Annotated in this window: 21 protein-coding genes; 15 read left to right on the top strand and 6 right to left on the bottom strand. The window is 63.6% G+C overall.

Going from position 1 to position 25,621, the window contains the following annotated elements:
• Positions 1-199: 199 nt before the first annotated feature.
• The 3 genes from J2W94_RS14585 (at position 200) to J2W94_RS14595 (ending at position 5,995) form a co-directional block, all read left to right on the top strand.
• Entirely contained in the window at positions 200-1,630 is a 1,431-nt protein-coding gene (locus J2W94_RS14585) for a sugar porter family MFS transporter (RefSeq protein ID WP_310094912.1), read from the top strand.
• 177 nt (positions 1,631-1,807) lie between these two features.
• On the top strand, positions 1,808-4,390 hold the full coding sequence (locus J2W94_RS14590) for a glycoside hydrolase family 3 protein (protein WP_310094915.1): 2,583 nt from the start codon (positions 1,808-1,810) through the stop codon (positions 4,388-4,390).
• A gap of 42 nt (positions 4,391-4,432) precedes the next feature.
• On the top strand, positions 4,433-5,995 hold the full coding sequence (locus J2W94_RS14595; protein WP_310094919.1) for a sodium/sugar symporter: 1,563 nt from the start codon (positions 4,433-4,435) through the stop codon (positions 5,993-5,995).
• Positions 5,996-6,062: 67 nt separating this feature from the next.
• On the opposite strand, the gene J2W94_RS14600 is transcribed toward J2W94_RS14595, so the two are convergent.
• The 5 genes from J2W94_RS14600 to J2W94_RS14620 form a co-directional block, all read right to left on the bottom strand.
• Complete coding sequence (locus J2W94_RS14600; RefSeq protein ID WP_310094921.1) at positions 6,063-6,395, bottom strand: Qac family quaternary ammonium compound efflux SMR transporter; 333 nt, start codon at positions 6,393-6,395, stop codon at positions 6,063-6,065.
• 64 nt (positions 6,396-6,459) lie between these two features.
• Complete coding sequence (locus J2W94_RS14605; protein WP_310094923.1) at positions 6,460-7,056, bottom strand: GIY-YIG nuclease family protein; 597 nt, start codon at positions 7,054-7,056, stop codon at positions 6,460-6,462.
• A gap of 44 nt (positions 7,057-7,100) precedes the next feature.
• Entirely contained in the window at positions 7,101-7,493 is a 393-nt protein-coding gene (locus J2W94_RS14610) for a hypothetical protein (RefSeq protein WP_310094926.1), read from the bottom strand.
• A gap of 179 nt (positions 7,494-7,672) precedes the next feature.
• Positions 7,673-8,284, bottom strand: a complete 612-nt coding sequence (locus J2W94_RS14615; RefSeq protein ID WP_310094929.1) for a DUF892 family protein — start codon at positions 8,282-8,284, stop codon at positions 7,673-7,675.
• Between the two features lie 68 nt (positions 8,285-8,352).
• Positions 8,353-8,532: a hypothetical protein gene (locus J2W94_RS14620; RefSeq protein ID WP_310094932.1), complete on the bottom strand. Its 180-nt coding sequence runs from the start codon at positions 8,530-8,532 to the stop codon at positions 8,353-8,355.
• Between the two features lie 544 nt (positions 8,533-9,076).
• Between J2W94_RS14620 and paoA the strand changes: the two genes are divergently transcribed.
• The 4 genes from paoA to J2W94_RS14640 all read left to right on the top strand — a co-directional run bounded on the left by paoA (position 9,077) and on the right by J2W94_RS14640 (position 14,476).
• Complete coding sequence (paoA, locus tag J2W94_RS14625) at positions 9,077-9,727, top strand: aldehyde dehydrogenase iron-sulfur subunit PaoA (protein WP_310094935.1); 651 nt, start codon at positions 9,077-9,079, stop codon at positions 9,725-9,727.
• Positions 9,724-10,674 carry an FAD binding domain-containing protein gene (locus J2W94_RS14630; RefSeq protein WP_310094939.1) on the top strand — a complete coding sequence of 317 codons (951 nt, stop codon included), beginning with the start codon at positions 9,724-9,726 and terminating at the stop codon, positions 10,672-10,674. The genes paoA and J2W94_RS14630 overlap by 4 nt, the downstream gene beginning before the upstream one ends.
• Positions 10,675-10,678: 4 nt before the next feature.
• Positions 10,679-12,877 (top strand): aldehyde oxidoreductase molybdenum-binding subunit PaoC, encoded by a 2,199-nt coding sequence (gene paoC / locus J2W94_RS14635; RefSeq protein ID WP_310094941.1) that lies wholly within the window; start codon positions 10,679-10,681, stop codon positions 12,875-12,877.
• A gap of 192 nt (positions 12,878-13,069) precedes the next feature.
• Positions 13,070-14,476 (top strand): FAD/NAD(P)-binding protein, encoded by a 1,407-nt coding sequence (locus tag J2W94_RS14640; RefSeq protein ID WP_310094943.1) that lies wholly within the window; start codon positions 13,070-13,072, stop codon positions 14,474-14,476.
• Between the two features lie 144 nt (positions 14,477-14,620).
• Here the strand turns inward: J2W94_RS14640 and J2W94_RS14645 are convergent, their stop codons facing one another.
• Positions 14,621-15,526, bottom strand: a complete 906-nt coding sequence (locus J2W94_RS14645; RefSeq protein ID WP_310094946.1) for an AraC family transcriptional regulator — start codon at positions 15,524-15,526, stop codon at positions 14,621-14,623.
• 356 nt (positions 15,527-15,882) lie between these two features.
• On the opposite strand from J2W94_RS14645, the gene J2W94_RS14650 reads away from it, so the two are divergent.
• The 8 genes from J2W94_RS14650 (at position 15,883) to J2W94_RS14685 (ending at position 25,619) form a co-directional block, all read left to right on the top strand.
• Positions 15,883-16,860 carry an aldo/keto reductase gene (locus J2W94_RS14650; protein ID WP_310094949.1) on the top strand — a complete coding sequence of 326 codons (978 nt, stop codon included), beginning with the start codon at positions 15,883-15,885 and terminating at the stop codon, positions 16,858-16,860.
• Positions 16,861-16,974: 114 nt separating this feature from the next.
• Positions 16,975-17,391 carry an ester cyclase gene (locus J2W94_RS14655; protein ID WP_310094952.1) on the top strand — a complete coding sequence of 139 codons (417 nt, stop codon included), beginning with the start codon at positions 16,975-16,977 and terminating at the stop codon, positions 17,389-17,391.
• A gap of 238 nt (positions 17,392-17,629) precedes the next feature.
• On the top strand, positions 17,630-17,722 hold the full coding sequence (locus J2W94_RS14660; protein ID WP_310094955.1) for a potassium-transporting ATPase subunit F: 93 nt from the start codon (positions 17,630-17,632) through the stop codon (positions 17,720-17,722).
• A 13-nt stretch (positions 17,723-17,735) separates the two neighbouring features.
• Complete coding sequence (gene kdpA / locus J2W94_RS14665; RefSeq protein WP_310094958.1) at positions 17,736-19,451, top strand: potassium-transporting ATPase subunit KdpA; 1,716 nt, start codon at positions 17,736-17,738, stop codon at positions 19,449-19,451.
• Positions 19,452-19,461: 10 nt separating this feature from the next.
• Entirely contained in the window at positions 19,462-21,504 is a 2,043-nt protein-coding gene (kdpB, locus tag J2W94_RS14670) for a potassium-transporting ATPase subunit KdpB (protein WP_310094961.1), read from the top strand.
• A 10-nt stretch (positions 21,505-21,514) separates the two neighbouring features.
• The gene (gene kdpC, locus J2W94_RS14675; protein WP_310094964.1) at positions 21,515-22,111 is read left to right on the top strand and encodes a potassium-transporting ATPase subunit KdpC; all 597 of its coding nucleotides are present in this window, start codon (positions 21,515-21,517) and stop codon (positions 22,109-22,111) included.
• Positions 22,112-22,252: 141 nt separating this feature from the next.
• Positions 22,253-24,913 (top strand): sensor histidine kinase KdpD, encoded by a 2,661-nt coding sequence (locus J2W94_RS14680; protein ID WP_310094968.1) that lies wholly within the window; start codon positions 22,253-22,255, stop codon positions 24,911-24,913.
• A complete protein-coding gene (locus J2W94_RS14685; RefSeq protein ID WP_310094971.1) occupies positions 24,897-25,619 on the top strand; it encodes a response regulator transcription factor in 723 nt (240 codons plus the stop codon). Before J2W94_RS14680 ends, J2W94_RS14685 begins: the two co-directional genes overlap by 17 nt.
• Positions 25,620-25,621: the final 2 nt, after the last annotated feature.

The following is a 25,621-nucleotide window of genomic DNA, read 5'->3' on the forward strand; positions in this document are numbered from 1 at the left end:
TTCGAGCAGGGCAAGCTGGCCCTGGCCGATCTGCGCACGCTGGCGGCCAACAACGGCGAGCCCAAGCAGATCAGCGGCAAGCAGGAGCGTTACGAAAACCTCTTGAACCAGTATCTGTTGCGCTGACACTCGCCGTCGCATTAGCGTTGCCGACCCGTAGATCCTTACCCATTCGAGTTGCACTTACCAAAGGCATCCTATGAATAGCATTCCCCTTAGCAAGGCATCCGTAGATGGCGGCGAGAACACCAAGCTGATCATTCTGATCAGCTGCGTGGCCACCATCGGCGGCTTCCTGTTCGGCTTCGACAGCGGTGTGATCAACGGCACCGTCGATGGACTCAAGCAGACCTTCCATTCCAGTTCCGCCGGAACCGGTTTCGAAGTGGCCTCGATGCTGCTGGGCTGCGCGGTCGGCGCGTTCTTCGCCGGCCGTCTGGCCGATCGCTGGGGACGGCGGGCGGTGCTGATCATCTCGGCGGTGCTGTTCCTGTTTTCCGCATTGGGCGCTGGCATGGCCAACACCTCGACGGTCTTCATCATCGCGCGCGTACTGGGTGGTTTCGCGGTCGGTGCGGCCAGCGTGATGTCGCCGGCGTATATCGCCGAAGTGGCCTCGGCCCGCTACCGCGGACGCCTGGCGACGGTGCAGCAGATCGCGATTATCGGCGGCCTGTTCTGCGCCTTCCTCAGCAACTACCTGCTGGCGAAGACCGCAGGCGCTTCCACCGAAACGCTGTGGATGGGTTTTGCGGCGTGGCGTTGGATGTTCTGGATGATGGCGATTCCCTCTTTGATCTTCCTGCTGCTGCTGTTGCTGATTCCGGAAAGCCCGCGCTATCTGGTGGTCAAGGGCCGCAAGGAAGATGCGTTGAAAGTGCTGACCCGCCTGTACGGAGCAGGAGAAGCGAAGACCAAACTGGTCGAGATCGAAGGCTCTTTGTCGGCGGACCATCATCGTCCGCGTCTTTCCGATCTGGTCGACAAGGCGAGCGGGAAAGTCCGCAAGATCGTCTGGATCGGCATCGGTCTGGCCACGTTCCAGCAGTTGGTCGGCATCAACGTGGTGTTCTACTACGGTGCGGTGTTGTGGCAGGCGGTCGGCTTCTCCGAGAGCGACGCCTTGCTGATCAACGTGCTGTCCGGCGCGCTCAGCATCGGCGCCTGCCTGGTGACGGTGGTGTTGATCGACAAGATCGGCCGCAAGCCGTTGCTGTGGATCGGTTCGGCCGGCATGGCGGTGTCGCTGGGGTTGGTGACCTACGCCTTCGCCAGCGCCGGTCTGGATGCGCAAGGCAAGCTGGCGATGTCCGATTCGATGGGCATGCTCGCGCTGGTGGCCGCCAACGTCTACGTGGTGTTCTTCAACATGTCCTGGGGTCCGGTGATGTGGGTGATGCTGGGCGAGATGTTCCCCAACCAGATCCGCGGTTCCGGATTGGCGGTGGCGGGCGCGGCGCAGTGGACGTCGAACTTCGTCATCACCGTCACTTTCCCGATCCTGCTGACCAGCATCGGTCTGGCCGGCGCCTATGGCATCTACACGGTGGCCGCGGTGATCTCGGTGTTCTTCGTGCTGAAGTATGTGTACGAAACCAAGGGCCGGGAACTGGAACAGATGGAAGGCTGACACGGTTTTTGGGGGGCGTGGTCGGCGCTGCGCTTATCGGCGTCGGCGTCGGGCCGCGCAAGTCGGGTCGCACCATGACTTGCGCGCATCCGCTCGGCCTGGTTTGGAAGCAGGGCAAGGTCGGCCGGTACGGCTGGCCTGCACCTCATCTTATTTACGCTTGATGGAGCCACGACATTGAACACACTCGCTGCGTCTTCCTGTTTTCGTTTCCGCTCTCGTCCCGCTTTGCTGTTGGCCATTCCCGTGGCGTTGGCGTTGCTTGCCGCGGGCTGCCGGGACGAAGAAAAGCCCACCGCTGCCGCTACGACCGACGCCGCTTCGCCGTGGCCTGCGGTCGCCTGGCCGCTGGCCGAAGATCCGGCCCTCGAGAAGCGCATCGATGAGCTGATGGCGAAGATGACGGTGGAAGAAAAGGTCGGCCAGATCGTGCAGGGCGATATCGCCAGCCTGACGCCGGAAGACGTGCGCAAATACCGGCTGGGCTCGGTACTGGCCGGAGGCAATTCCGATCCCGGCGGCAAATACAACGCCACTCCCGCGCAATGGCTGGCGCTGGCCGATGCGTTCTACGAAGCGTCGATGGATACGAGCACGGGCGGCAAAGCCATCCCGATCCTGTTCGGCATCGATGCGGTGCACGGCCAGAGCAACATCGTCGGCGCGACGCTGTTCCCGCACAACATCGGTCTGGGTGCGACCCGCAATCCGGACCTGATGGAAAAGATCGGCAAGGTTACCGCCGTCGAAACACGTACCACCGGCATGGAATGGGCGTTCGCACCGACCGTGGCGGTGCCGCAAGACGATCGCTGGGGACGTACCTATGAAGGCTATTCGGAATCGCCCGAGGTGGTGGCCAGCTTCGCCGGCAGGATGGTCGAAGGCCTGCAGGGCAAGGCCGGTGCGCCGGACTTCCTGGATGGTTCTCATGTCATGGTGTCGGTGAAGCATTTTCTGGGCGATGGCGGCACCACCGGCGGCAAGGACCAGGGCGACACCAAGATCAGCGAAGCCGAATTGGCGCGCATACATAACGCCGGTTATCCGCCGGCGATCGCCGCGGGCGCGCAGACCGTGATGGCCTCGTTCAACAGCGTCAACGGCGAGAAGATGCACGGCAATCGGCATCTGCTGACCGAAGTGCTGAAAGGGCGGATGAATTTCGGCGGCTTCGTGGTGGGCGACTGGAACGGCCACGGCCAGGTCAAGGGCTGCACCAACGACAACTGCCCGGCCACGATCGTGGCGGGCCTGGACATGGCGATGGCGCCGGACAGCTGGAAGGGTTTCTACGAAACCGCGGTGGCGGCGGTGAAAGCCGGCACGCTGCCGATGGAACGATTGGACGATGCGGTGCGACGCATTCTGCGGGTGAAATTCCGCCTCGGTCTGTTCGAAGCCGGCAAGCCCTCGCAGCGGCCGCTGGGCGGCAAGTTCGAACTGCTGGGCGCGCCCGAGCACCGCGCGGTGGCGCGTCAGGCGGTGCGCGAATCGCTGGTGCTGCTGAAGAACCAGGGCGGCGTGCTGCCGCTGGATCCGCACAAGAACATCCTGGTGGCCGGCGATGGGGCCAACGACGTCGGCAAGCAGTCCGGCGGTTGGACCCTCAACTGGCAGGGCACCGGCACCACGCGCGCGGATTACCCGAATGCCGATTCCATCTGGGAAGGTCTGCAGGCGCAAGTGAAAGCGGCCGGCGGCAAAGCCGAACTGGCGGTGGACGGCAAGTACAAACAGAAGCCCGACGCCGCCATCGTGGTCTTCGGCGAAAATCCCTACGCCGAATTCCAGGGCGACATCGCCACCCTGCTTTATAACCCGGGCAACGACTCCGACCTGGAGCTGATCAAGCGCCTGAAGGCGGACGGAATCCCGGTGGTGGCGGTGTTCCTGAGTGGTCGCCCGCTGTGGATGAACCGCGAAATAAACGCCGCCGATGCGTTCGTCGCCGCCTGGCTGCCTGGGTCCGAGGGCGAAGGCATCGCCGATGTGCTGCTGCGCAAGTCCGACGGTGGCGTGCAGCATGACTTCAAGGGCAAGCTCGGCTTCAGCTGGCCGCGCACCGCTGTTCAGTACGCCAACAACGTGGGGCAGAAAGACTACGATCCGCAGTTCGCATTCGGCTTCGGTCTGACCTATGCGGACAAGGGCGACCTGGCGCCTCTGCCGGAGGATTCGGGTGTGTCCGGCGAGCAGTCGGCCAGCGGCGTGTTCTTCGCCAAGGGCAAGCCGTCCGTGGGCCTGGCGTTGCAGCTGTCCAGCGCTTCCCAAGCCAACATGCCGGCGACCACGATGCCGGCGGCGCTGGCCGATGGCAGCCTGAAACTGAGCGCGGTGGACTACAAGGCGCAGGAAGACGCGCGTCGCCTGCAATGGTCCGGCTCCACTGCGGCGAAGCTGGCGCTGGCATCCGGCACGCCACTGGATATCAGCCGCGAGAGCAATGGCGACGTACAACTGCAGTTGACCCTGCGCCGCGACAGTGCGATCACCGCACCGGTCTGGCTGGGCGTGGGCTGCGGCGAAGGCTGCAGCGGCCGCGTCGATCTGCACAAGACATTGGCAGCGCTGCCGCAAGGCCAGTGGAAGGTCGTCGGCGTGCCGTTGAAGTGCTTCGTGAAGGCGGGCGCGGACGTGAGCAAGCTGACCCAGGTGCCGGTGCTGGAGAGTGCGGCGGCACTGGATCTGTCGGTTTCGCGCATAGCGTTGGGCGCGTTGAACGAAGCGGAAGCAACGGCAGATTGCCCGGTCCAATGACCGGGCATCCGCATCATCGGTAGTACTCAAGGGGAGAGCATCGTGGGCCTGTCGACATTGGATATCGCCATCGTAGTGGCCTACTTGGCCGGCATCTTCGTGCTGGCGCAATGGGTTTCGCGCGAAAAAGGGGGCCATCAGAAGGATGCGAAGGATTACTTCCTGGCCAGCAAGTCGCTGCCATGGTGGGCGATCGGCGCTTCGTTGATAGCGGCCAACATCTCGGCCGAGCAGATCATCGGCATGTCCGGTTCCGGCTACGCCATCGGTCTGGCGATCGCTTCCTACGAATGGATGGCGGCGATCACCTTGCTCATCGTGGGTAAGTTCTTCCTGCCCATCTTCCTGCGCAACGGCATCTATACGATGCCGCAGTTCCTGGAGGAGCGTTACGGCACCAAGATCCGTACGCTGATGGCCGTGTTCTGGCTGGGGCTGTACGTCTTCGTCAATCTCACCTCGATCCTATGGCTGGGTTCGCTGGCCGTCGCCCAGATCACCGGCATGGACCAGATGCTGGCGTTGGCCTTGCTCGGAATTTTCGCGCTGGTCTACCAGTTGTACGGCGGACTGAAAGCGGTGGCGTTGACCGATATCGTGCAAGTGTCGCTGCTGGTGTTGGGCGGCCTGCTGGTGTCGGCGCTGACGCTCAGCAAGATCGGCGATGGCGCCGGCATCGTGGCCGGCTTCAGCAAGCTGTGGCAGGCGCACCCCGAGCATTTCCACATGATCCTGTCCAAGGACAGTCCCTTCTACAAGGACCTGCCGGGACTGAGCGTGTTGATCGGCGGCATGTGGATCATGAATGTCAGCTACTGGGGCTTCAACCAGTACATCATCCAGCGCGCGCTGGCGGCCAAGGACATCAAGGAAGCGCAGAAGGGCGTGGTTTTCGCCGCCTTCCTCAAGCTGCTGATGCCGGTGATCGTGGTGCTGCCGGGTATCGCCGCGGTGGTGTTGGCGAAGGATCTGCCGCGTCCGGATCAGGCCTACCCGACCATGATGACGATCCTGCCCAGCGGCATCCTGGGCCTGGTGTTCGCGGCGCTGGTAGCGGCCATCGTGGCTTCGCTCGCTTCCAAGATCAATTCGGTCGCCACCATTTTCACCCTGGACTTCTACGCCAAGCAGCACAAGAACCATGATGAAACCAAGCTGGTGCGCGTCGGCCGCATTGCGGCCACGGTTTCCCTCATTCTGGCCATTCTGACCGCGCGTCCGTTGCTGGGCAGCTTCGATCAAGGTTTCCAATACATCCAGGAATACACCGGCTTCTTCACTCCGGGCATCGTGGTGATTTTCGTGCTGGGCCTGTTCTGGAAGCGCGCCAACGAGGCCGGCGCGCTGGCCGCGGCGATCGGCTCGTTCGCGCTATCGGTGGCGTTGAAGCTGGCGTGGCCGTCGCTGCCGTTCATGGATCGCGTCGGCCTGGTGTTCCTGCTGGCCCTGGTGCTCGCGATCGTGGTGTCGCTGGCGAGCAAAGCCTCCGGGGTCAGCGACCGGATCAAGACCGGCGACGTCAGCTATGCGACCAGCCCGTCGTTCAATATCGCCAGCATCGCGGTGGTGGCGATCCTGTGCGCGCTGTACGCGAGTTTCTGGTGAAACAAGGGCTGCTGCTGGACCACGGTCTGTGTCCGCAGCAGCCTATCTCCCGATCGCATAACGCCGTTCAATGGGCGCTCGTCTTGGACAGCAGATTCAGCACCGCAACGCCGCTGACGATGAGGCCCATTCCGAGCAGCGCCCACGCATCGAGCTTCTGTCCGTGGAAGATCCAGGCGATGGCCGCGACCAGGACGATCCCCAGCCCGGCCCAGACCGCGTAGGCGATGCCGACGGGAATCGACTTCAGGGCCAGGGACAGGAAATAGAAGGCCACGCCGTAGCCGACCAGAACCACGGCCGAAGAAAACGGTTTGGTGAATCCCTCACTACTCTTCAGCGCCGAAGTCGCCACTACCTCGCCGACAATTGCAATAGCCAGAAAAAGCCAGTTCTTCATCGGGTATCTCCATAAGCGGGGCGGCATTCTGCTCGCCAAAAGCGAAGGAGAACAGTCTTGTTGTTCAGCCGAGGCTGTGAGCACTTTCATCGAAATCCGGCAGCGTTCTTCTGCGGTACCAGCGAAGCACTTCCGGCGCGAGCAGCGGCTCCAGCTCGATGCCCAGCGCAGCGTAGGCGTCCAGCGCGTCGCGCACGAAGCGTTGCGCCGGCGTCGGTCCTGCAGAACCCTCGAGTTCGTCCGGGGACAGTTGGGTCTGGGTCCACGCGTACAAACGATCGCTACGCGTTAGCAGCTCCGATCGCAGCCATGTCCGCAGCGGCGCGTGGACGGCATGGCCACGCTGTTCCAGCAGGTAGATCGCCCGCTCCAGTTGCGAGGAGGCGCCGCGGAACCATTCGGTATGCCCGGCGGCTTCCTTGCGCACGGTCAGCGGCGCGGGCGCGTTGTGAATGCGCAGCGGTCGCCGCAACTCGAGTTCCAGATCGCGTGCATCGCGCACGGTCTCGGTCTCCACCAGCACCGCGCGGTCGAGATCGAAGAATTCGAACCAGCGGCGATGCAAGGCCTGGATCCGCGACAGCGGGTCGCGCGAGAATCCTATCTTGCAGTGATCTTCCCACGCGCATGGGAAGACATAGACGAAGCAGTAGCCGTCCATCGTCGAGCCGGAGCCGGGCGCGGAAAACCGATTGGCATCCCGGGCTATACGGCTTGGTACGCAGGATGCGGCAACCCGGCCATGGGCGATGCGATCATCGAATCTCCGGCGCCTTTCGCCCGATGATTGATTTGCGGGCGCATGCGTTTCCATGTCTCGCGGATGACGGCCTCGGCGAGCGGCCAATCCAGGCACTGGTCGCTGTCCGTCGTCGCTTCGTATCTGGCGCGCATGGTGGGCAATAGCGCTTCCAGTCCGCTGCCATGATTCAGCAGATACATGTCGTATCCGAACTTGAGGGTGGGCAGATACTGGTCGAACGGACGGGACGTCCTGTGGAAGGCGGCCTGCGTGTAGTTCTGGCGCCAGTAGTCCAGTTCCGAATCGATATCCAGCATCACATTCTTGAATTCGCCCAGCGGAATCGCGGATCCCATTGTTGCCTCCTCCAGTGGAACCGATGTGCGGATCATCTTCATGAACGTCGCATCAGGGCTGCGTCCATGCTTTGTAAAATCACCGTTAAGCGATGGCCGGTGATCAAGATGTTCTCCGCCCTCGGGACCTGGCCGCCAGGGGCGGCCAGGCCCATCTTCTGCTGGAAGCGACGTCGCGCTCAGAGCAACCGATCGCGTGCCTGTTCGGCGCGTGAGGCGCCGATCGCGGTTTCCACCTTCTTCACTTCTTCGGGCGGCGGCAACACCGCAGGGAAACCCAGCGACTGGATCCAGAGTTCGCGGCACCAGCCTTTGGTGTGGTACAGGTGATGGTCCTCGTCCTTTTCCACCGCATCGAATGCGGTCTTGAGCACCTTGGCTTCGCCGCCGGTCGCGTGCTTGGCCACATGGCCGATCAGCTCCCAGTTCTGGTGGTCCTTGGTTTCGGCCAGGACGACGCATTCGGCCGCGACCAACTCCGCGGCAGCGGGATCGCCGGCCTCGATCGCCATCTTGATCGCCACGACCAGCGACTTGCCCTGCTGCGCGACTATCGAACGGCCGGGACTCCGTTGTTCGGTGTCCATTCCCAGCGCGCTGAACACGCGGACGAGAATCTCCTCGTGGGTTCGCGTTTCTTCCAGGTATTCCTGCCATTCCTCCTTCAGCTCTTCGTTCTGCGCTGCCGGTATCGCGGCCGTGTAGATCTGGATGCCGCCGCGTTCGGTCTCCAGCGCCTGCAGCAATAGTTCGGTCAACTGCTTCGAATCGTACTTAGATGTCCTGCCCATGGTGCTCGAACTCCTCGAATGGGAAAGGCCGGCGCCCGGGGGAGTCGCCGGCGTTATCGGCTGCGGTATCAGTGCTGTTGCTGGCGCTGGTGCTGCGGGTTCTGGTCGCCCTGTTGGCGTTGACGCCCCTTCTGCTGATCGTCCTGGCCCTGCTGGCGTTGGCCGGCCTGACGCTGGTCGTCCCGGTCCATCTGTTTTTGATTGCTGTCTTTACGCTGCTGCTGGTTAGGAGGGTTCTTGCTAGCCATTGTCGTATCTCAATCTTGCGACGCATTCCGTCGCGAGCAGGAATATAGGCAGTCGGGAATAAGAAGAGCGTGTGCGTTGGAAGCCCGCGTTTTCACAAAAGTTTTAGTGGCTTCAGGAATGGCCTCGAGCGGGCGGTTCCTGCCAGGCCAGGGCAGCGAAGACGGTCGATTAACACGCGGCCGATCAGGATGGCCGGCGTCGTGCTTCGCCACGGCAGAGGGCGGCCAACCCTTTAATGGCCAGCGAAGAAAGTGTGCATGCCGACTTGTAGGTGGGAAAGCTATGAAGCGCGCAAGCGCAATTGATGAATCTGATTCATGACTTCATGTGGTATTCGCGACCAATGCCCGCGTGCGCACCCGGTAGACTCATTTCGCTCAACAGGACGTAACAAGGTTTGGATTCAATGCGGTGATGGAACAGACGGCGGCATGGCGGTAGAGCAGGTTCGTTCGCCCGACCTTCGGACTAGGCTTCGCGGGCAACGGTGCGACCCGCGCAGCGCGTCAGACAATTCGGATTCGTAATTTCTAGGAGTTCCCTATGCATGATTCCGACGCTCCCAAGTTGACCCGCCGCGAGGTATTGATCGCCGGTGCCGCATCCGTGGCCGCGGCGGCCGTGCCCGGTGCCGGCTCATTGGCTGCGACCGCCACATCGTCTGCGGCGTCGAAGGCGCCGGTGATGGCCAAGACCTCCTTGACCGTCAATGGCAAAATTCGCGATCTCGAGCTGGATACGCGGACCACGCTGCTCGATGCCTTGCGCGAGCACCTGCACCTGACCGGCACCAAGAAAGGCTGCGATCACGGCCAGTGCGGCGCGTGCACGGTGATTGTCGACGGCCGCCGGATCAACGCTTGCCTGACTTTGGCGGTGATGCACGAGGGCGACACCATCACCACCATCGAAGGGCTCGGCACGCCCGAAGACCTGCACCCGATGCAGGCCGCCTTCGTCAAGCACGACGGTTACCAATGCGGGTATTGCACGCCTGGACAGATCTGCTCGGCGGTCGCGGTGCTGGACGAAATCAAGGCGGGAATTCCCAGCCACGCCAGCGCCAGCCTGACTTCCCGTCCCCGGGTAACGGCGGCGGAACTGCGCGAACGGATGAGCGGGAACATCTGCCGCTGCGGTGCTTATTCCAACATCGTCGATGCGATCAGCGAAGTCGCCGGGAGCCGCGTATGAAAGCCTTCAGCTACGAGCGCGCCGGTTCGCCGGCCGAAGCCGCTGCCGCCGCCGCACGCATCAAGGGTGCGCGGTTCATCGCCGGCGGCACCAACCTGCTCGATCTGATGAAACTCGAAATCGAGACGCCGACGCATCTGATCGACGTGAACCGCCTCGGCCTGGACAAGATCGAACGCACCCCGGACGGCGGCCTGCGCATCGGCGCGCTGGTGAGCAATACCGATCTGGCCGCGGATAGTGGCGTGCGGCGCAATTATGGGTTGCTTTCGCGCGCGTTGCTCGCCGGCGCTTCCGGTCAACTCCGCAACAAGGCGACGACCGCGGGCAATCTGCTTCAGCGTACTCGCTGTCCTTATTTTTACGACACCAATCAGCCGTGCAACAAACGTCTGCCGGGCAGCGGTTGCGCGGCGATCGGCGGCTACAGCCGCCAGCTCGGCATGATCGGCGTGAGCGATGCCTGTATCGCCACGCATCCCAGCGATATGGCGGTGGCGATGCGCGCCCTCGATGCGACGGTGGAGACGGTCAAGGCCGATGGCTCGGCCCGTGCAATCCCGATTGCGGAGTTCCATCGGCTGCCCGGTACCACGCCGCACATCGAAACGGCGCTCGAGTCCGGCGAGCTGATCACGGCGGTGACGCTGCCCAAACCGATTGGCGGCACGCACATTTATCGCAAGGTGCGCGACCGGGCTTCTTATGCCTTTGCCCTGGTTTCGGTGGCCGTGGTCGTTCAACGCGATGGTTCAGGACGCGTCGCGATCGGCGGCGTAGCGCACAAGCCATGGCGGGTCGAGGCCGCAGAAGCGCTGTTGCCGCAGGGCGCCAAGGCGGTGGCGGCAGGACTTCTCGACGGCGCCAAACCGACCCACGACAACGCATTCAAGCTGCCGCTGGTCGAGCGCACGCTCGGTGCGGTACTGGCACAGGCAAGGGGCTGACGCGATGAAATTCGATACCCCCGCGACCACCAACCCGATCGACCAGCTCAAGGTCGTTGGCAAGTCCACCGATCGGATCGATGGTCCGCTCAAGACCACGGGCACCGCACCTTATGCCTACGAGCGGCACGATGTAGCGCCCAACCAGGCCTATGGGCATGTGCTCGGCGCCTCCATAGCAAAGGGCCGGATCGCGTCGCTCGATACGAGCGCCGCCCGCGCCGCGCCCGGCGTACTCGCCGTGGTCACGGCCAAGAATGCCGGCAAGCTGGGCAAGGGCAAGTTCAACACCGCCAAGCTTCTCGGCGGCCCGGAGATCGAGCACTACCATCAGGCGATCGCGGTGGTCGTCGCCGAAACCTTCGAGCAGGCGCGCGCCGCCGCCCAGCTGATCCGCGTCGACTATGTCCGCAGCAAGGGCGCCTTCGACCTGGCGAGCGCCAAGAGCTCGGCGGTTGCGTCCACGCGCGAACAGGCGGACATTGCGGTGGGCGATTTTGCGGGCGCCTTCGCCGCGGCGCCCGTGCAGATCGATGCGACCTACACCACGCCCGACCATGCCCACGCGATGATGGAGCCCCATGCCTCCATTGCCGCATGGGAAGGCGACAAGCTGACGCTCTGGACCTCGAACCAGATGATCGACTGGAGCAAGAGCGACATGGCGACCACGCTCGGCTTGCCCAAGGAAAACGTCCGCCTGGTCTCGCCCTATATCGGTGGCGGCTTCGGCGGAAAACTGTGGATACGCGCCGACGCCCTGTTGGCGGCACTGGGGGCCCGGGCCGCCGGGCGACCGGTGAAGGTCGCGCTGACGCGGCCCTTCATGTTCAACAACACGACCCATCGCCCGGCGACGATCCAGCGCATCCGCATCGGCGCGACCAAGGAGGGCAAGATCACCGCCATCGGCCATGAAGGCTGGTCCGGCGATCTGCCCGGGGGCGGACTCGAGAATGCGATCGCGCAAACGCGGCTTCTCTATGCAGGCGCCAACCGCATGCTGGCTGCGCGGCTCGCCACGCTCGACCTGCCCGAAGGCAACGCGATGCGCGCGCCAGGCGAAGCGCCGGGTCTGATGGCGCTCGAGATCGCAATGGACGAAATGGCGGAGAAGCTCGGTATCGATCCGATCGAGTTCCGCATCCTCAACGATACGCAGGTGGATCCCGAAAAGCCCGAGCGGCGCTTCTCGCAGCGGCAACTGGTCGAATGCCTGCGGAGTGGAGCGCAGCGATTCGGATGGAACAAGCGTAGCGCCACGCCCGGCCGCACGCGCGAGGGACGCTGGCTGGTCGGCATGGGCGTCGCCGCCGGCTTCCGCAACAATCTGCTCGCCAAGTCGGCCGCTCGCGTCAGGCTGGACCGCAGCGGCGTGGTCACCGTCGAAACCGATATGACCGACATCGGCACGGGCACCTATACGATCATCGCCCAGACCGCCGCCGAGATGATGGGCCTGCCGCTGGACAAAGTGGTCGTGCGTCTGGGCGATTCCGCGTTCCCGGTCTCAGCGGGGTCGGGCGGCCAATGGGGCGCGAACAACTCGACCGCCGGCGTTTATGCCGCTTGCGTGAAGCTGCGCGAAGCCGTGGCGCAGAAGCTCGGCTTCGATGCCGCCACCGCGGAGTTCGTCGATGGCAAGGTCCGCTCGGGCGACCGCAGCGTGCCGCTTGGCCAGGCCGCGAGCGAGGCCGAGATCGTGGTCGAAGACCTGATCGAGTACGGCGATCTCGACAAGAAGTACCAGCAATCTACGTTCGCTTCGCACTTCGTCGAGACGGCGGTGGATGCGGCCACCGGCGAGATACGCATCCGGCGCATGCTCGCCGTGTGCGCTGCGGGTCGCATCCTCAATCCAAAATCGGCGCGCAGTCAGGTGATCGGCGCGATGACCATGGGAGCCGGCGCTGCGTTGATGGAGGAACTGGCGGTCGACAAACGACTGGGCTTCTTCGTCAATCACGATCTGGCCGGCTATGAGGTGCCGGTGCATGCCGACATCCCGCACCAGGAGGTGGTGTTCCTGGACGAGACCGACCCGATGTCCTCGCCGATGAAGGCCAAGGGCGTCGGCGAGCTCGGCATCTGCGGCGTCGGCGCCGCCGTCGCCAACGCGATCTACAACGCTACTGGCGTGCGCGTGCGCGAATACCCGATCACCTTGGACAAGTTGCTAGCGAAGCTGCCGTCGGTGGCCTAATCGCGCGGTTGCTCATATGGAGATGAGTATTGGCTATCAGCCACGGAGGGCGCCGACAACCCTTGAAGAACAAAGCGTTCGTGCAGTTGTCGTCGAGAATGAAGAAGAAAAGCGAGCGGCGATAACTTTTTCATCACACTTTCGCGCTGATCGATTGCTAGAAAGTCGTCCGGCCTTACCGGGAGACATGCGATGCGGATCACGATCATCGGCGCGGGATTCAGTGGCAGCACCTTGGCGACATTGTTGGCCTCAGAAGACGAGACCACGGAAGTCTGTCTGGTCGGCGTCGAAGACACTTTCGCGCGCGGCGTGGCCTACGGCGAAACGCGACCGGAGCACGTGCTGAATGTCCGTGCCGGGCATCTGGGTGCGGATCCGGACAATCCAGCGGAGTTCGCCGACTGGTTGAATCTGGGTCGGCAGGGACGGGAAGGTTTCCTACCTCGTCTGGCCTACGGCGAATACCTGATCGATCGCCTGCAGAAGGCGAAGGACCGGGCCAACAACCTGACCCTGCTGCGCCAGGAGGCCATCGCCATCAATCGGCTCGGCGATGGCTTTCGCGTGCACCTGGAGGACGGAAGCTATTTCGCCAGCGATCGGGTCGTGCTCGCACTGGGTGCGCTGCCGCCGCAGCGGCTGATAGGCATCGGACCCAGGCTGGCCCGGCATCCCCGCTACATCGCATGGCCTTGGCAGGACGATGCGCTGGGCCAGATCGATTCGCAGGCCCGCGTGCTGATCATCGGCACCGGCTTGACCATGGCGGACGTGGCGGCGAGTCTCGCGCGTAGAAATCACCGCGGGGAAATCGTGGCGATCTCCCGCCACGGGTTGCTGCCGCAATCGCATACGCCCGCGCCGGGCGCGCCGATCGAACTGCCACCCAGCGTTCACCAGGCGCTCCGCAAACACGATGTCCGCCAGCTCGTAGACGCCATTCGCTCCTTGTCCCATGTCGTACCGGATTGGCGTAGTGCGGTCGACGCACTACGGCCACACACCCAGACGTTCTGGCGCGGATTGTCGGCGCAGGAACGCGCGCGCTTCCTGCGCCATGTTCGTTCCTACTGGGAAGTCGTTCGCCATCGTGTCGCCCCCGAGGTGGGCGAGCTGTTGGAAGGCCTGCAGGTCTCGGGACAACTCAAGGTGCGCGCCGCGCGCCTGCTCAGGGCCGGGTTGCGGGCGAACGGCGCGGACGCGCTCATCCGCGAGCGCGGAAAGGAGCAGAACCGGGTCGAGCAGTACGACTATGTGATCCGCGCGACCGGTCTGGATACCGACATTCTCCGCACCACCCATCCGCTGGCATCGCATTTGCGCGAGGCGGGCCTGATCAGCGCCGATGCGCAGGGGTTGGGCGTCAATGTGACGGACGATCTGGAAGTACTGGATCAGCATGGCAGCCGCATTCCCGATCTCTATTGCGTCGGGCCGCTTCTGCGGGGGCATCTCTGGGAGATTACCGCCGTGCCGGAGTTGCGTACTGCGGCCAAGACGCTTTCACAACGGCTGCGCTCGAGCGACTCGTCGGCCACGACGAATGTCCGTGCCCGCACCCTGGAGCGCGAGCTGGTTTTGTCGCGGGGTTTCTGAAAGGGAGTGGCATCAGATGGTTGTGCATGGCGTTCGAATGAAACGCCGCCCCGGTGGAAGTGGTTGACCAATCGAATTAACGATTCGAGGCGGGAAGCACATTGCTCCATGTGAGGCAATGTGCGATGTCTTCCCGTTGAATAACTAGCTGAGACGCAGGCGCCTGGCATCTTGCTGCGGCGGTGCGCCGAATAGACGGCTGTACTCGCGACTGAACTGCGAGGGGCTCTCATAGCCGACAAGACTGCCGGCGTTACCTGCGTCGATATTCTGGTTGAGCATCAATTGCCGCGCTTCCTGCAATCTCAACTGCTTCTGGTACTGCAGTGGGCTGGTGCCGGTGATGGCGCGGAAATGCTGTCGGAACGTGGAGGGACTCATGTGCGCGCGAGCAGCCAGATCGTCCATCTGCAACGTCTGGGTAAAGTTCTGCTTCAACCAGGCGACCGTTTTGGCGATGTGCTGGCTGGGCGAACCGTTTGCAGCAAGGTGATGCAAGTGCGGGGAATGGGGGCCCGTCATTAGGCGTGTGGTGATCTCTTCTTGTATCAGCGGCGCCAGACGGGGAAGCAGTGCCGGTTCGTGCAGCAGTCCGATCAGCCGAATCAAGGCGTCGACGATGGACTGGTCCAAGGTTTCGATCGAGATCGATCGAAAGGCAGAGTCCCTCAGACGGTGCGGCAGCTCCATTTCGGAGGCCATCTGGACGATCTGGCGGCTCTCGAGCGTCAGCATCAAGCCCAGAAACGGCTCACGGATGCTGGCCCGCGTGACATGCGAGACGACCAGTAGATCGATAGTGGTCAGCATGGACTGCCCAGGAGCGTAGTCCATCACCTCCTCGCCCTGCATGACCTGCTTGGTGCCTTGTGCCACGACTCCCAATCCCAGGGTGTAGATGCAATGCAAGGGTTTGGTGGGCGCGTTACGGCGATGGAGCGAAAGCGCAGGAATGGCGGTGGTGTAGTCGCCGTCGGTATGGGCAACTCCCGAGATGGCTTGGGCCAGCGCGGCGATCGACGATGGCAGGGGAGGTAGATGGCTGCGCATGGCTGATTCCGGTGTATTTCCTGGCGGAAGCTACTTTAACGCGTGACTAACGTAAGCTGCGCGCCTTTTATCGCTGGATCGTCATTTTAGGCAAACAACGCGGCGGTTCCGGCAAACGGTTGAAGGGGCAGATGAGGAAACTGACTTACCTCGAAACTAACCCATCAACCAAGGAGACCGACATGGATAGCCCAAGTGACGCGCCCAGCTGGACCTTCTGTCCGTCCTCCAACAGATGCGCCATACCGACCAAGTAACTGCACAGGCGCAGACAAGTCTGGGCCCAGGCTTTTCGCAGCTAATTGACATCAGCGCGTACGGGTTCACTCCTGCGCGCACCAACAAGGGACACTCTCATGAAGAAAATATCTATCGGCGGACTGCAAGTCTCCCGCATAGGACTCGGCGCCATGTCGATGTCCGGTTACTACAACATTGGCGACGGCAGCGATGATGAATCCATTCGCACGATCCATCGCGCCATCGACCTGGGCGTTACCCATATCGACACCGCCGAAATATACGGCCCCTTCGCCAACGAGGAGCTCGTCGGTCGCGCCCTCAAGGGTCGCCGCGACCAGATCGTGCTGGCGACGAAGTTCGGCTTGGTCTCGCACGCCGGCGGTGGCCCCGGCATCATCGACAGCAGTCCGGCCAATGTACGGACCGCAGTCGAAGGTTCTCTGAAGCGGCTGGGCACCGATCACATCGACCTGTATTACCAGCATCGTGTCGATCCGGCCACGCCGATCGAGGAGACCGTCGGTGCGCTGGCTCAGTTGGTCGCCGAGGGCAAGATCCGCCACATTGGTTTGTCCGAAGCCGGTCCCGCCACGATCCGCCGCGCTCACGCCGTGCATCCGGTCGCCGCGCTGCAAACCGAGTACTCCCTGTGGACCCGCGATCCGGAAGCCGAACTGCTGCCGCTGCTGCGCGAGCTGGGCATCGGTTTCGTTCCGTACTCGCCGCTCGGCCATGGCTTCCTCACCGGTCAGATCCGTTCGCCCGACGATCTTTCCGACGACGATTGGCGCAAGACCAACCCGCGCTTCAGCGGCGAGAATTTCCAGCGCAACCTGCGCATCGTCGACGAGGTCAAGGCCGTTGCCGCAGAGACGGGCGCCACACCGGCGCAGATCGCTCTGGCCTGGCTGCTGGCGCAGGGCGAGGACATCGCCCCGATTCCCGGCACCAAGCGCGTCGCCCGCGTCGAGGAAAACACCGCCGCCGACGGCGTCGAGCTGAGCGTCGATCAGATCGAGCGGTTGAACGACCTCACGCCGGCCGCCGGCGAACGCCACGACGAAGGGAACATGGCCGTCATCGACCGCTGACATGCCGGCAGGGCACGGCAACTTCCCCGCTTGGATCCGAAGGATCAGCTCCAAACCGAGCCGCCGTCGTTTCGTCGGACGGCGGTATCATCTTCACCCAATGCGAGGTGCACCATGACAACGGAATCAAACAAGCAGGTAATGTCGCGCTTTCTGGAATTCATCAATACCGCCAGTGAAGCACTTGCCCAAGAACTCATATCTACCGACGCCGTCTTCCATGTGCCGGGGCGCGCCGATCCTGTGAAGGGACCTGAGGGTTACCTGGAGATCATCGCCATGATGCGCTCCGGCTTTTCTGACATCCAATGGACGCTGGAAGAGATGATCGCCGAGGATGACAAGATCGCGGCTCGCTTCATTATGCGTGGCACGCATAAAGGTCTCTTCTTTGGCGTTCCCGCGACCGGAAAATCCATTCAAGTTCAGGCCATGAACATCTATCGTTTGTCGGATGGGAAATTTGTCGAAGAGCGTGGGCAACCGGACTTACTGGGGTTATTGCAGCAAATCGGTGCGATTCCGTCCTAGTCATGTCCGCTTTGAGCGATAGCGGACATGGATATCTCGGATACTTGTGGAGTAGCGAGTGACAGTTTCCGAACCAAAGCAGGCATTCGAGACCCGTTAAGTCGGCCAATAGCAGCGATAGCTACGCCGTAGCCTGTAGTTGTTACGGAGAATTTACGCGGAATAGCTCCCTGCGAATGGAGCTTTTACGCACACCAAGCCGACACTTCGTTCCCTGGAATATCCGAGGAATACGCTGATGCCTGGCTGGTTGTCTTTGTTATGCGGAATCGTAGTGATCCTGGCGGCGGCTTATCTGCTGCTGGTGGTGCTGCGCCCGGAAAAGTTCTGAGCGGATTACGGACATGACCGAAATCCTGCTCGTCTTCGCGCTTGCCATCGGCCTGGCCTGGCCCTTGGGTCACTACCTGGCCAAGGTCATGCGCGGCGCTCCCATGCCTGGCGACCGCCTGTTCGGCTGGCCCGAGAAGTCGGTCTACAAGTTGCTCGGCACCGACCCTCGGCGCGGTATGAGCTGGCGCGGATATGCCAAGGCATTCCTGCTCAGCAACCTCGCGGTCGGCGTACTGGTCTGGCTGTTGTTCATGACCCAGGCCTGGCTGCCGCTCAATCCCGACGCCGTCCCCAACATGCGCTGGGATCTGGCGCTGCACACCATGGTGTCGTTCCTCACCAACACCAATCAGCAACACTATTCCGGTCAGGCACAGCTTTCCTATCTGTCGCAGATGGTCGGCATCGTCGGCCTGCAGGTAGTCACGCCGATGATGGGCTTGGCGCTGGTGGTGGCTACCTTACGCGCCTTGTTCGGCGGCAAGGAAAAGAATGCCCATGACACCGGCGAGGCCAATGTCGGCAATTACTGGGCAGACGTCACCCGCGCCACGGTTCGCTTCATGCTGCCGTTGTGCCTGTTGTGGTCTGTGCTGCTGACCTCGCAAGGCGTGCCTTCGACGCTGGCCGCAGGGCCGACGGCAACTCCAATCGATGCCAGCGCGCAGATGGCGAACACGCAGATGGTGAACCAGAAAATCCCGCTGGGACCGGTTGCGGCGATGGTCGCGGTCAAACAACTGGGGACCAATGGCGGCGGCTGGTATGGCCCCAACAGCGCGGTGCCGCTGGAGAATCCAACCCCGTTCTCCAATCTCCTGGAAGTCGTCGGCATCATTCTGATCCCGCTGGCCGTGGTCTTCATGGTCGGCCCGCTGGTCGGCCGCAGGAAACTCACCGCGATGGTCTTCGGCAGCATGCTGCTGATGTCGGCCGCCTCCACCGGCCTGGCGGTATGGTCCGAAGCGCATTCGGCCACTGCTTCCGACGCTGCGTTGATGGAAGGCAAGGAAGTGCGTTTCGGCGCGGAAGCGTCCGCGCTATGGGCATCGGTGACCACGCAGACTTCCAACGGATCGGTCAATGCGATGCACGATTCGCTAGCGCCGCTGACCGGGCTGGACACGCTGGTCAACATGCTGGTCAACGCCATCTGGGGCGGTATCGGCTGCGGGCTGCAGCAGTTTCTCGTCTACTTGTTGCTTAGCGTGTTTCTGGCCGGCCTGATGACCGGACGCACACCCGAGCTGTTCGGCCGCAAGATCGAAGCGCCGGAAGTCAAGCTGCTGGCGTTGCTGGTCCTGTTGCAGCCGCTGGTGGTGCTGGGGTTCACTGCGTTGACGCTCGCGATTCCGTCGATCACCGGCAACTCCAACCCGGGCTTCCACGGCATCAGCCAAGTGTTCTACGAGTACACCTCGGCCTACGCCAACAACGGTTCCGGATTCGAGGGCCTGGGCGACGCCACCTACTGGTGGAATCTGAGCTGCAGCGTGGTCCTGGCACTGGGACGTTATCCCGCCTTGATCGTGCCGCTGGCGGTAGCCGCATCGATGGCGCGCAAGCGTCCGGCGCCGGAAAGCACGGGCAGCCTGCATGTCGAAACGCCGACCTTCGCCCTGACCCTGATCGCGGTAGTGGCGATCCTCACCGTGCTGCAGTTCATGCCCGCGCTGGTGCTGGGCCCGATCGCCGATCACCTGTCGCTGACCGCGATGGCGCACTGAGAGCATTGAAATGAGCGAAACCACTTTCCACGGCCATCCACCGCGCAAACCCGCCCTGGTCGATGCTGCGGCGCTGCGCAGCGCGCTGCGCGACTCCTTCCTCAAGCTGTCGCCACGCCACCTGCTCAGAAGTCCGGTGATGGCCATCGTGATGGCGGGCACGCTGCTGTCGGCCGTCATCACGGCAGCAGGTGTGGCCGCGCCGGGCTTCGGCTGGTCGGTCACCGTCATCCTGTTCGTCACTGTGCTGTTCGGCAACTTCGCCGAAGCCATCGCCGAAGCGCGCGGCCGTGGCCAGGCCTCGTCGCTGCGGCGCGCGCGCAAGGATCTGGTAGCGCGCAAGCAGGGTGCGAATGGCGCCGAAACCAGCGTGCCCGCCGCCGACCTGCGCCCTGGCGATACCGTCATCGTCAGCGCCGGCGACCAGATTCCCGCCGATGGCGAGATCGTCCAAGGACTCGCCACCATCAACGAATCCGCCGTCACCGGCGAATCCGCACCGGTGCTGCGCGAAGCGGGAACCGACCGCTCCGGCGTGATCGGAGGCACCAAGGTGCTGTCGGACGAGATCGTCGTCCGTATCACCGCCGAACCCGGCCACAGCTTCCTGGATCGCATGATCGCGCTGGTCGAAGGCGCCAACCGGCAGAAGACGCCCAACGAAATCGCGTTGACCATGCTGCTGGCGGCGATGACGCTCACCTTCCTCATCGTTGTCGCCACGCTGCCGGCCATCGGCGCCTTCGTCGGCGTGCAGGTCGCGCCGCTGCTGCTGATCGCGCTGTTGGTATGCCTGATTCCCACCACCATCGGCGGTCTGCTTCCCGCCATCGGCATCGCCGGTATGAACCGCGCGCTGTCGGCGAACGTACTGGCCAAATCCGGCAAGGCGGTTGAAGTCGCCGGCGACGTCGACGTACTGCTGCTGGACAAGACCGGCACGATTACTCATGGCGACCGGCAAGCGACCGTGTTCCATCCGTTGGCCGGCGTCGATGCCTCGCAGCTGCGCGAAGCGGCGCTGCTGGCGTCGCTGGCCGACCCCACTCCCGAAGGAAAGTCCATCGTCAGGCTGGCGCGCGAACAGGGCTGTACCGCCCCCGAGCCGGATAGGGCGCATTACCTGCAATTCACCGCGCAGACGCGCATGTCCGGGGTGGATCTCGAAAGCGGCCGTTCGATCCGCAAGGGCGCCGGCGATGCCATCAAACGCCATGTGGAAGCGCTGGGTAGCTTGGTATCGAACGAGCTTACCGCGCGGGTCGAGCAGGTCGCGCGCAGCGGCGCCACACCGCTGGTGGTGAGCGAAGGCAAGCATGTGCTGGGCGTGGTCGAACTCTCGGACGTGGTCAAGCACGGCGTGAAGGAGAAGTTCGCCCGCCTGCGCGCGATGGGCGTGCGCACGGTGATGATCACTGGCGACAACCCGCTCACCGCCGCGGCCATCGCCGCCGAGGCGGGCGTGGACGATTACATCGCCGAGGCGACGCCGGAAGACAAGCTGGCACGGATCCGCAGCGAACAGGCCAAGGGCAGCCTGGTGGCGATGGTCGGCGACGGCACCAACGACGCGCCCGCGCTGGCGCAGGCCGACGTGGGCCTGGCGATGAATTCGGGCACGCAGGCGGCGAAGGAAGCCGGCAACATGGTCGATCTGGATTCGGATCCGGCCAAGCTGCTCGCCGTCGTCGAAGTGGGCAAGCAGCAGCTGATCACCCGCGGCGCATTGACCACCTTTTCGCTGGCCAACGACGTGTCCAAATATTTCGCCATTCTGCCGGCGCTGTTCGCGGCGGCCATTCCGCAAATGGCCGCGTTGAACGTGATGCATCTTTCCAGCCCCGCCAACGCCGTACTGGCCGCGCTGATCTTCAACGCGCTGATCATTCCCGCACTGATCCCGCTCGCCTTGCGTGGCGTTCGCTTCAAGCCCGCCAGCGCCACCGCGCTGCTGCGCCGGAACATGCTGATGTACGGCGTGGGCGGCGTACTGTTGCCGTTCGTCGCGATCAAGCTCATCGACCTGGCGCTGGCCGCCACCATCGGCGCTTAAGGAATCCACCATGAACTCCCTTGCCCACAATACGCAACTGCAGGATCGTGGCGCTTTGCGCGCATCGCTGGTCTTCGCCGCGGTCATCCTCTTCGGCATGGGCTTGCTGTACTCGCTGACCAGCACCGCGATCGGCCGTTCCCTGTTCCCGCAACAGGCCACCGGCAGCATCGTCACCCGCGACGGCAAGGCGGTCGGTTCCTCGCTGATCGCGCAACCCTTCGCCGATGCGCGCTATTTCCAGCCGCGCCCTTCCGCCGCCGGTTACGACCCGATGTCCGCGGCCGGCAGCAACCAGGCCCGCACCAATCCCGACTTGCGCAAGCGCATCGCCGAAATCACGGCCGCAGTGGCCGCGCGCGACGGTGTCGCCGCGCGGGACGTGCCCGGCGAACTCGTCACCCAATCCGGCGGCGGCCTGGATCCGGACCTCAGCCCGGCAGGCGCGCAGGTGCAGATCGCACGCGTCGCGCGGGCGCGGAACCTGGATCCGAAGCGGGTTGCGGAATTGGTCGCCGCGCATACGCAGGGTCCGCAGTTTGGATTCTTGGGCCAGCCGCGGGTGAACGTGCTGGAAATCAACCTGGCGCTGGATGCGAAAAAATGAAGCTGCACGAAGTAAGAAGATCGTCATCCCCGCGAAGGCGGGGACCCAGCGACTGTGATCTTCTACAGGCCAAGTCACTGGGTTCCCGCCTTCGTGGGAATGACGACTTCAAGATAAACGGCAGTGGCGCACAATAGGCGAATGATCGACCCCCGCACCCACCAGGCCGATGCCCTGATCGGCGAACTCCGCCGCGAAGGCAGCGGGCGGTTGACCATCTTCCTGGGCGCGGCCCCGGGCGTGGGCAAGACCTACGCGATGCTGTCGCGCGCTCGCGAACTGCGCAGACAGAATGTCGATGTGGTGGTGGGCATCGTCGAGACCCATGGACGCAGCGAAACCGCGGCGCTCATCGACGGTCTGGAATTGATGCCGCGCGCGCGCCTGGAATACCGCGACCGCATCTTCGAGGAAATGGACCTCGATGCGATCCTCGCGCGCAAGCCGGCGATCGTTCTGGTCGACGAACTGGCCCATCGCAACGCCGCCGGCAGCCGCCACGAACGCCGCTGGCAGGACGTGGTGGAACTGCTGGACGCCGGCATCGACGTCTACACCACCATCAATATCCAGCACCTGGAAAGCCTCAACGATGTGGTGTTCCGCATCACCGGCGTGCGGGTCAGCGAAACCGTTCCGGATCTGGTCTTCGACCGCCTGCGCGACATCGTGCTGGTCGATTTGCCGCCGCGCGAACTGATCGAGCGCCTACGCCAGGGCAAGGTCTATGTGCCGGATCAGGCGGCGCAGGCGCTGCAGACCTTCTTCTCGCCTTCCAACCTGATCGCGCTGCGCGAGCTGGCCATGCAGACCGCCGCCGACCGCGTCGACAGCGATCTGCGCGAAACCCAGGCCGCACGCGGAATTTCCGGCATGAACGTGCGTCGCCGCGTACTGGTCGCCATCGACGGTCTGGGCCAGTCCGAATACATGGTGCGCGTAGCCCGGCGCCTGGCCGAGCGGCGCGATGCGCCCTGGACCGTGGTCACCGTGCAGACCGGGGTCATCGACGAAGCGCGCCAGCAGGAACTCGACCAGGCCTTCGCCCTGGCGCGCAAGCTCGGCGCGGACACCGAAGTGCTGCGCGGCGCCAGCATCGCCGATGCCCTGCTGGATCACGCGGGGCGCAGCGGCGTATCGGCCATCGTGCTTGGGCGCACGCGCGAACGACCGGTGGCGCGCATGTTCAATCGCACGCTCACCCAGCAGCTGTTGCAGCGCGGCGCGCACTTCGAGCTGACCATCGTCAACACGCCGGAGGCGCGCGCGCGTTCACGGCGGGAATCGCACGCGCCGCGCCTTTCGTTCACGCGCCACGACTCGGCGCTCGTGTTGATGGCCACCGTACTGGCCGTCGCCATCTCCTGGCTGGCCGAGAGATGGGTGGGGCTGGACGATCTGTCCATGGTGTTCATCGTCGCCGTGGTCCTGGTCGCGGCGCGCACCCGCATGACCGCCGCGGTGGCCACCGCCGTGTTATGTTTTCTGGCCTACAACTTCTTCTTCATCGAGCCGCGCTTCACTCTGCACATCAGCGCGCGCCAGGGCGTGACCACGGTATTTCTGTTTCTCGTCGCCGCGCTGGTTGCCGGACGACTCGCCTCCAGGCTGCGCATGCAGGTGGTGGCGTTGCGGGCGGCGAACACGCATGCCACCGCCCTGCAGGAACTGGGACGGCAACTGGCCAGCGCCGCCGACCTAGGGCAGGTTCTCACCGCCGGACGTTCCGCCTTGCAAGCGGCGTTCGGCGGACCGGCTTGGGTCCGCATTGGCGACGACGTCGCCGTTTCCGAAGGTGCGAAGCTTACCGACACCGATTTTGGCGCCGCCGAATGGGCGCAGCGCCATGGCCAGGCCACCGGCCGCTACACCGATACGCTGGCCGGTTCGCCATGGTGGTTCCTGCCGTTGCGCAACGATCGGGGCACGTTGGGCGTGATGGGTTTGCGCTTCGCCGCGGACAACACGCGCCTGGCCTTCGAACAGCGCCGCCTTGCCGAAGCCATGGCCGACGATATCGGCCAGGCCGCTTTGCGCACGCGTCTGGTCTCCGATCTGGAAACCGCGCGCGTCAGCGGCGAGACCGAGCGTTTGCGTTCGGCGCTGCTTTCGTCGGTGTCGCACGATCTGCGTTCGCCGCTGTCCTCGATGATCGGATCGGCCAGCAGCCTGGCTAATTACTCTGAGGCGATGACTGCCGAAGACCGCAAGAGTCTGCTGGAAACGATCCAATTGGAAGGCGAACGTCTGGACCGCTACATACAGAACTTGCTCGACATGACACGGCTGGGCCACACCGGCCTGACCTTGAATCGCGACTGGATCGGCGTGGACGAACTTATCGGCTCGGCGACCAGTCGGCTGATTCGCTATCAGCCGCAGGTAAAGCTGAAGATACAGATCGAACCCGACATGAAGCCGATCTGGGTGCATCCGGCGCTGGTGGAACAGGCCTTCTTCAACATACTGGAGAACGCGGCCAAGTTCTCGCCACCGGACCAACCCGTTGAAGTCGACGCGCGGTTGGTCGAGGGCAAACTGCGCATCGATGTGCGCGACCATGGGCCGGGCATACCGGAAGAGGAGCGCGCGCGCATCTTCGACATGTTCTACAGCGTTGAGCGTGGCGATCGCGGACGCCATGGCACCGGCCTGGGACTGACCATCAGCCAGGGCATGATCGGCGCGCACGGCGGCAGCGTGGAGGCGCTGCCGGGTAATGATGGCCGCGGCACCACCATCCGGATTACCCTGCCGCTCATAGAACCGCTGCCGCAGAAGAGCGATGCCCAACCCGACTGATCCGATTTCCCAGATTTCCGCGCCGCCGGCGCGGGTGCTGGTGATCGACGATGAACCCCAGATCCGCAAGTTCCTGGACATCAGTCTGCGCGCGCAGGGCTATCAGGTGGTGCTGGCGGCGAACGGCGAGGAAGGCCTCGCGTCGCTGGCCACGCAGGGCGCCGATCTTGTCGTCCTGGACATAGGCCTGCCCGACAAGGACGGACATGAGGTGCTGGCGGAGCTGCGCCAGTGGTCGCAGGTGCCGGTCATTATGCTTACCGTGCGTGCGGACGAAGCGGAGAAAGTCGCGGCTTTGGATGCTGGCGCCAACGACTACGTCACCAAGCCATTCGGTGTGCAGGAACTGATGGCCCGCGTGCGCGGGCTGCTGCGATTGCATGCCGCCGACCAGCACGAGGACATGGCCGTTTTCGACGATGGCCACTTGCGCATCGACATCCCGCGTCGTGAAGTGCACTTGGATGGCGAGCCTGTTGCGCTGACGCGCAAGGAATACGCGTTGCTTGCGCTGCTGCTACGTCACGCCGGTCGGGTAGTCACGCAGCCGCAACTACTGAAGGAAGTATGGGGGCCGAGTCATCTGTATGACACCCACTACTTGCGCATTCTCGTCGGGAGGCTGCGACTGAAGCTGGGAGAGGAAGCAGCCGCGCCAAGATACATCGCGACGGAGCCTGGCGTGGGCTTGCGCTTTATTGGCTAGAA

Origin of the sequence: Pseudoxanthomonas sacheonensis (assembly GCF_031455975.1) — a bacterium.
Lineage (GTDB): Bacteria > Pseudomonadota > Gammaproteobacteria > Xanthomonadales > Xanthomonadaceae > Pseudoxanthomonas_A > Pseudoxanthomonas_A sacheonensis_A.

What these genes read in the sequence shown, in the direction of transcription:
- J2W94_RS14640 (WP_310094943.1), top strand. Translation starts at nt 13,070, where the DNA reads ATGCGGATCACGATCATCGGCGCGGGATTCAGTGGCAGCACCTTGGCG.
- kdpA (WP_310094958.1), top strand. Translation starts at nt 17,736, where the DNA reads ATGACCGAAATCCTGCTCGTCTTCGCGCTTGCCATCGGCCTGGCCTGG.
- J2W94_RS14650 (WP_310094949.1), top strand. Translation starts at nt 15,883, where the DNA reads ATGAAGAAAATATCTATCGGCGGACTGCAAGTCTCCCGCATAGGACTC.
- J2W94_RS14600 (WP_310094921.1), bottom strand. Translation starts at nt 6,395, where the DNA reads ATGAAGAACTGGCTTTTTCTGGCTATTGCAATTGTCGGCGAGGTAGTG.
- J2W94_RS14615 (WP_310094929.1), bottom strand. Translation starts at nt 8,284, where the DNA reads ATGGGCAGGACATCTAAGTACGATTCGAAGCAGTTGACCGAACTATTG.
- kdpB (WP_310094961.1), top strand. Translation starts at nt 19,462, where the DNA reads ATGAGCGAAACCACTTTCCACGGCCATCCACCGCGCAAACCCGCCCTG.
- kdpC (WP_310094964.1), top strand. Translation starts at nt 21,515, where the DNA reads ATGAACTCCCTTGCCCACAATACGCAACTGCAGGATCGTGGCGCTTTG.
- J2W94_RS14645 (WP_310094946.1), bottom strand. Translation starts at nt 15,526, where the DNA reads ATGCGCAGCCATCTACCTCCCCTGCCATCGTCGATCGCCGCGCTGGCC.
- paoA (WP_310094935.1), top strand. Translation starts at nt 9,077, where the DNA reads ATGCATGATTCCGACGCTCCCAAGTTGACCCGCCGCGAGGTATTGATC.
- J2W94_RS14620 (WP_310094932.1), bottom strand. Translation starts at nt 8,532, where the DNA reads ATGGCTAGCAAGAACCCTCCTAACCAGCAGCAGCGTAAAGACAGCAAT.
- J2W94_RS14585 (WP_310094912.1), top strand. Translation starts at nt 200, where the DNA reads ATGAATAGCATTCCCCTTAGCAAGGCATCCGTAGATGGCGGCGAGAAC.
- J2W94_RS14660 (WP_310094955.1), top strand. Translation starts at nt 17,630, where the DNA reads ATGCCTGGCTGGTTGTCTTTGTTATGCGGAATCGTAGTGATCCTGGCG.
- J2W94_RS14610 (WP_310094926.1), bottom strand. Translation starts at nt 7,493, where the DNA reads ATGGGATCCGCGATTCCGCTGGGCGAATTCAAGAATGTGATGCTGGAT.
- J2W94_RS14655 (WP_310094952.1), top strand. Translation starts at nt 16,975, where the DNA reads ATGACAACGGAATCAAACAAGCAGGTAATGTCGCGCTTTCTGGAATTC.
- J2W94_RS14630 (WP_310094939.1), top strand. Translation starts at nt 9,724, where the DNA reads ATGAAAGCCTTCAGCTACGAGCGCGCCGGTTCGCCGGCCGAAGCCGCT.
- paoC (WP_310094941.1), top strand. Translation starts at nt 10,679, where the DNA reads ATGAAATTCGATACCCCCGCGACCACCAACCCGATCGACCAGCTCAAG.
- J2W94_RS14605 (WP_310094923.1), bottom strand. Translation starts at nt 7,056, where the DNA reads ATGGACGGCTACTGCTTCGTCTATGTCTTCCCATGCGCGTGGGAAGAT.
- J2W94_RS14685 (WP_310094971.1), top strand. Translation starts at nt 24,897, where the DNA reads ATGCCCAACCCGACTGATCCGATTTCCCAGATTTCCGCGCCGCCGGCG.
- J2W94_RS14680 (WP_310094968.1), top strand. Translation starts at nt 22,253, where the DNA reads ATGATCGACCCCCGCACCCACCAGGCCGATGCCCTGATCGGCGAACTC.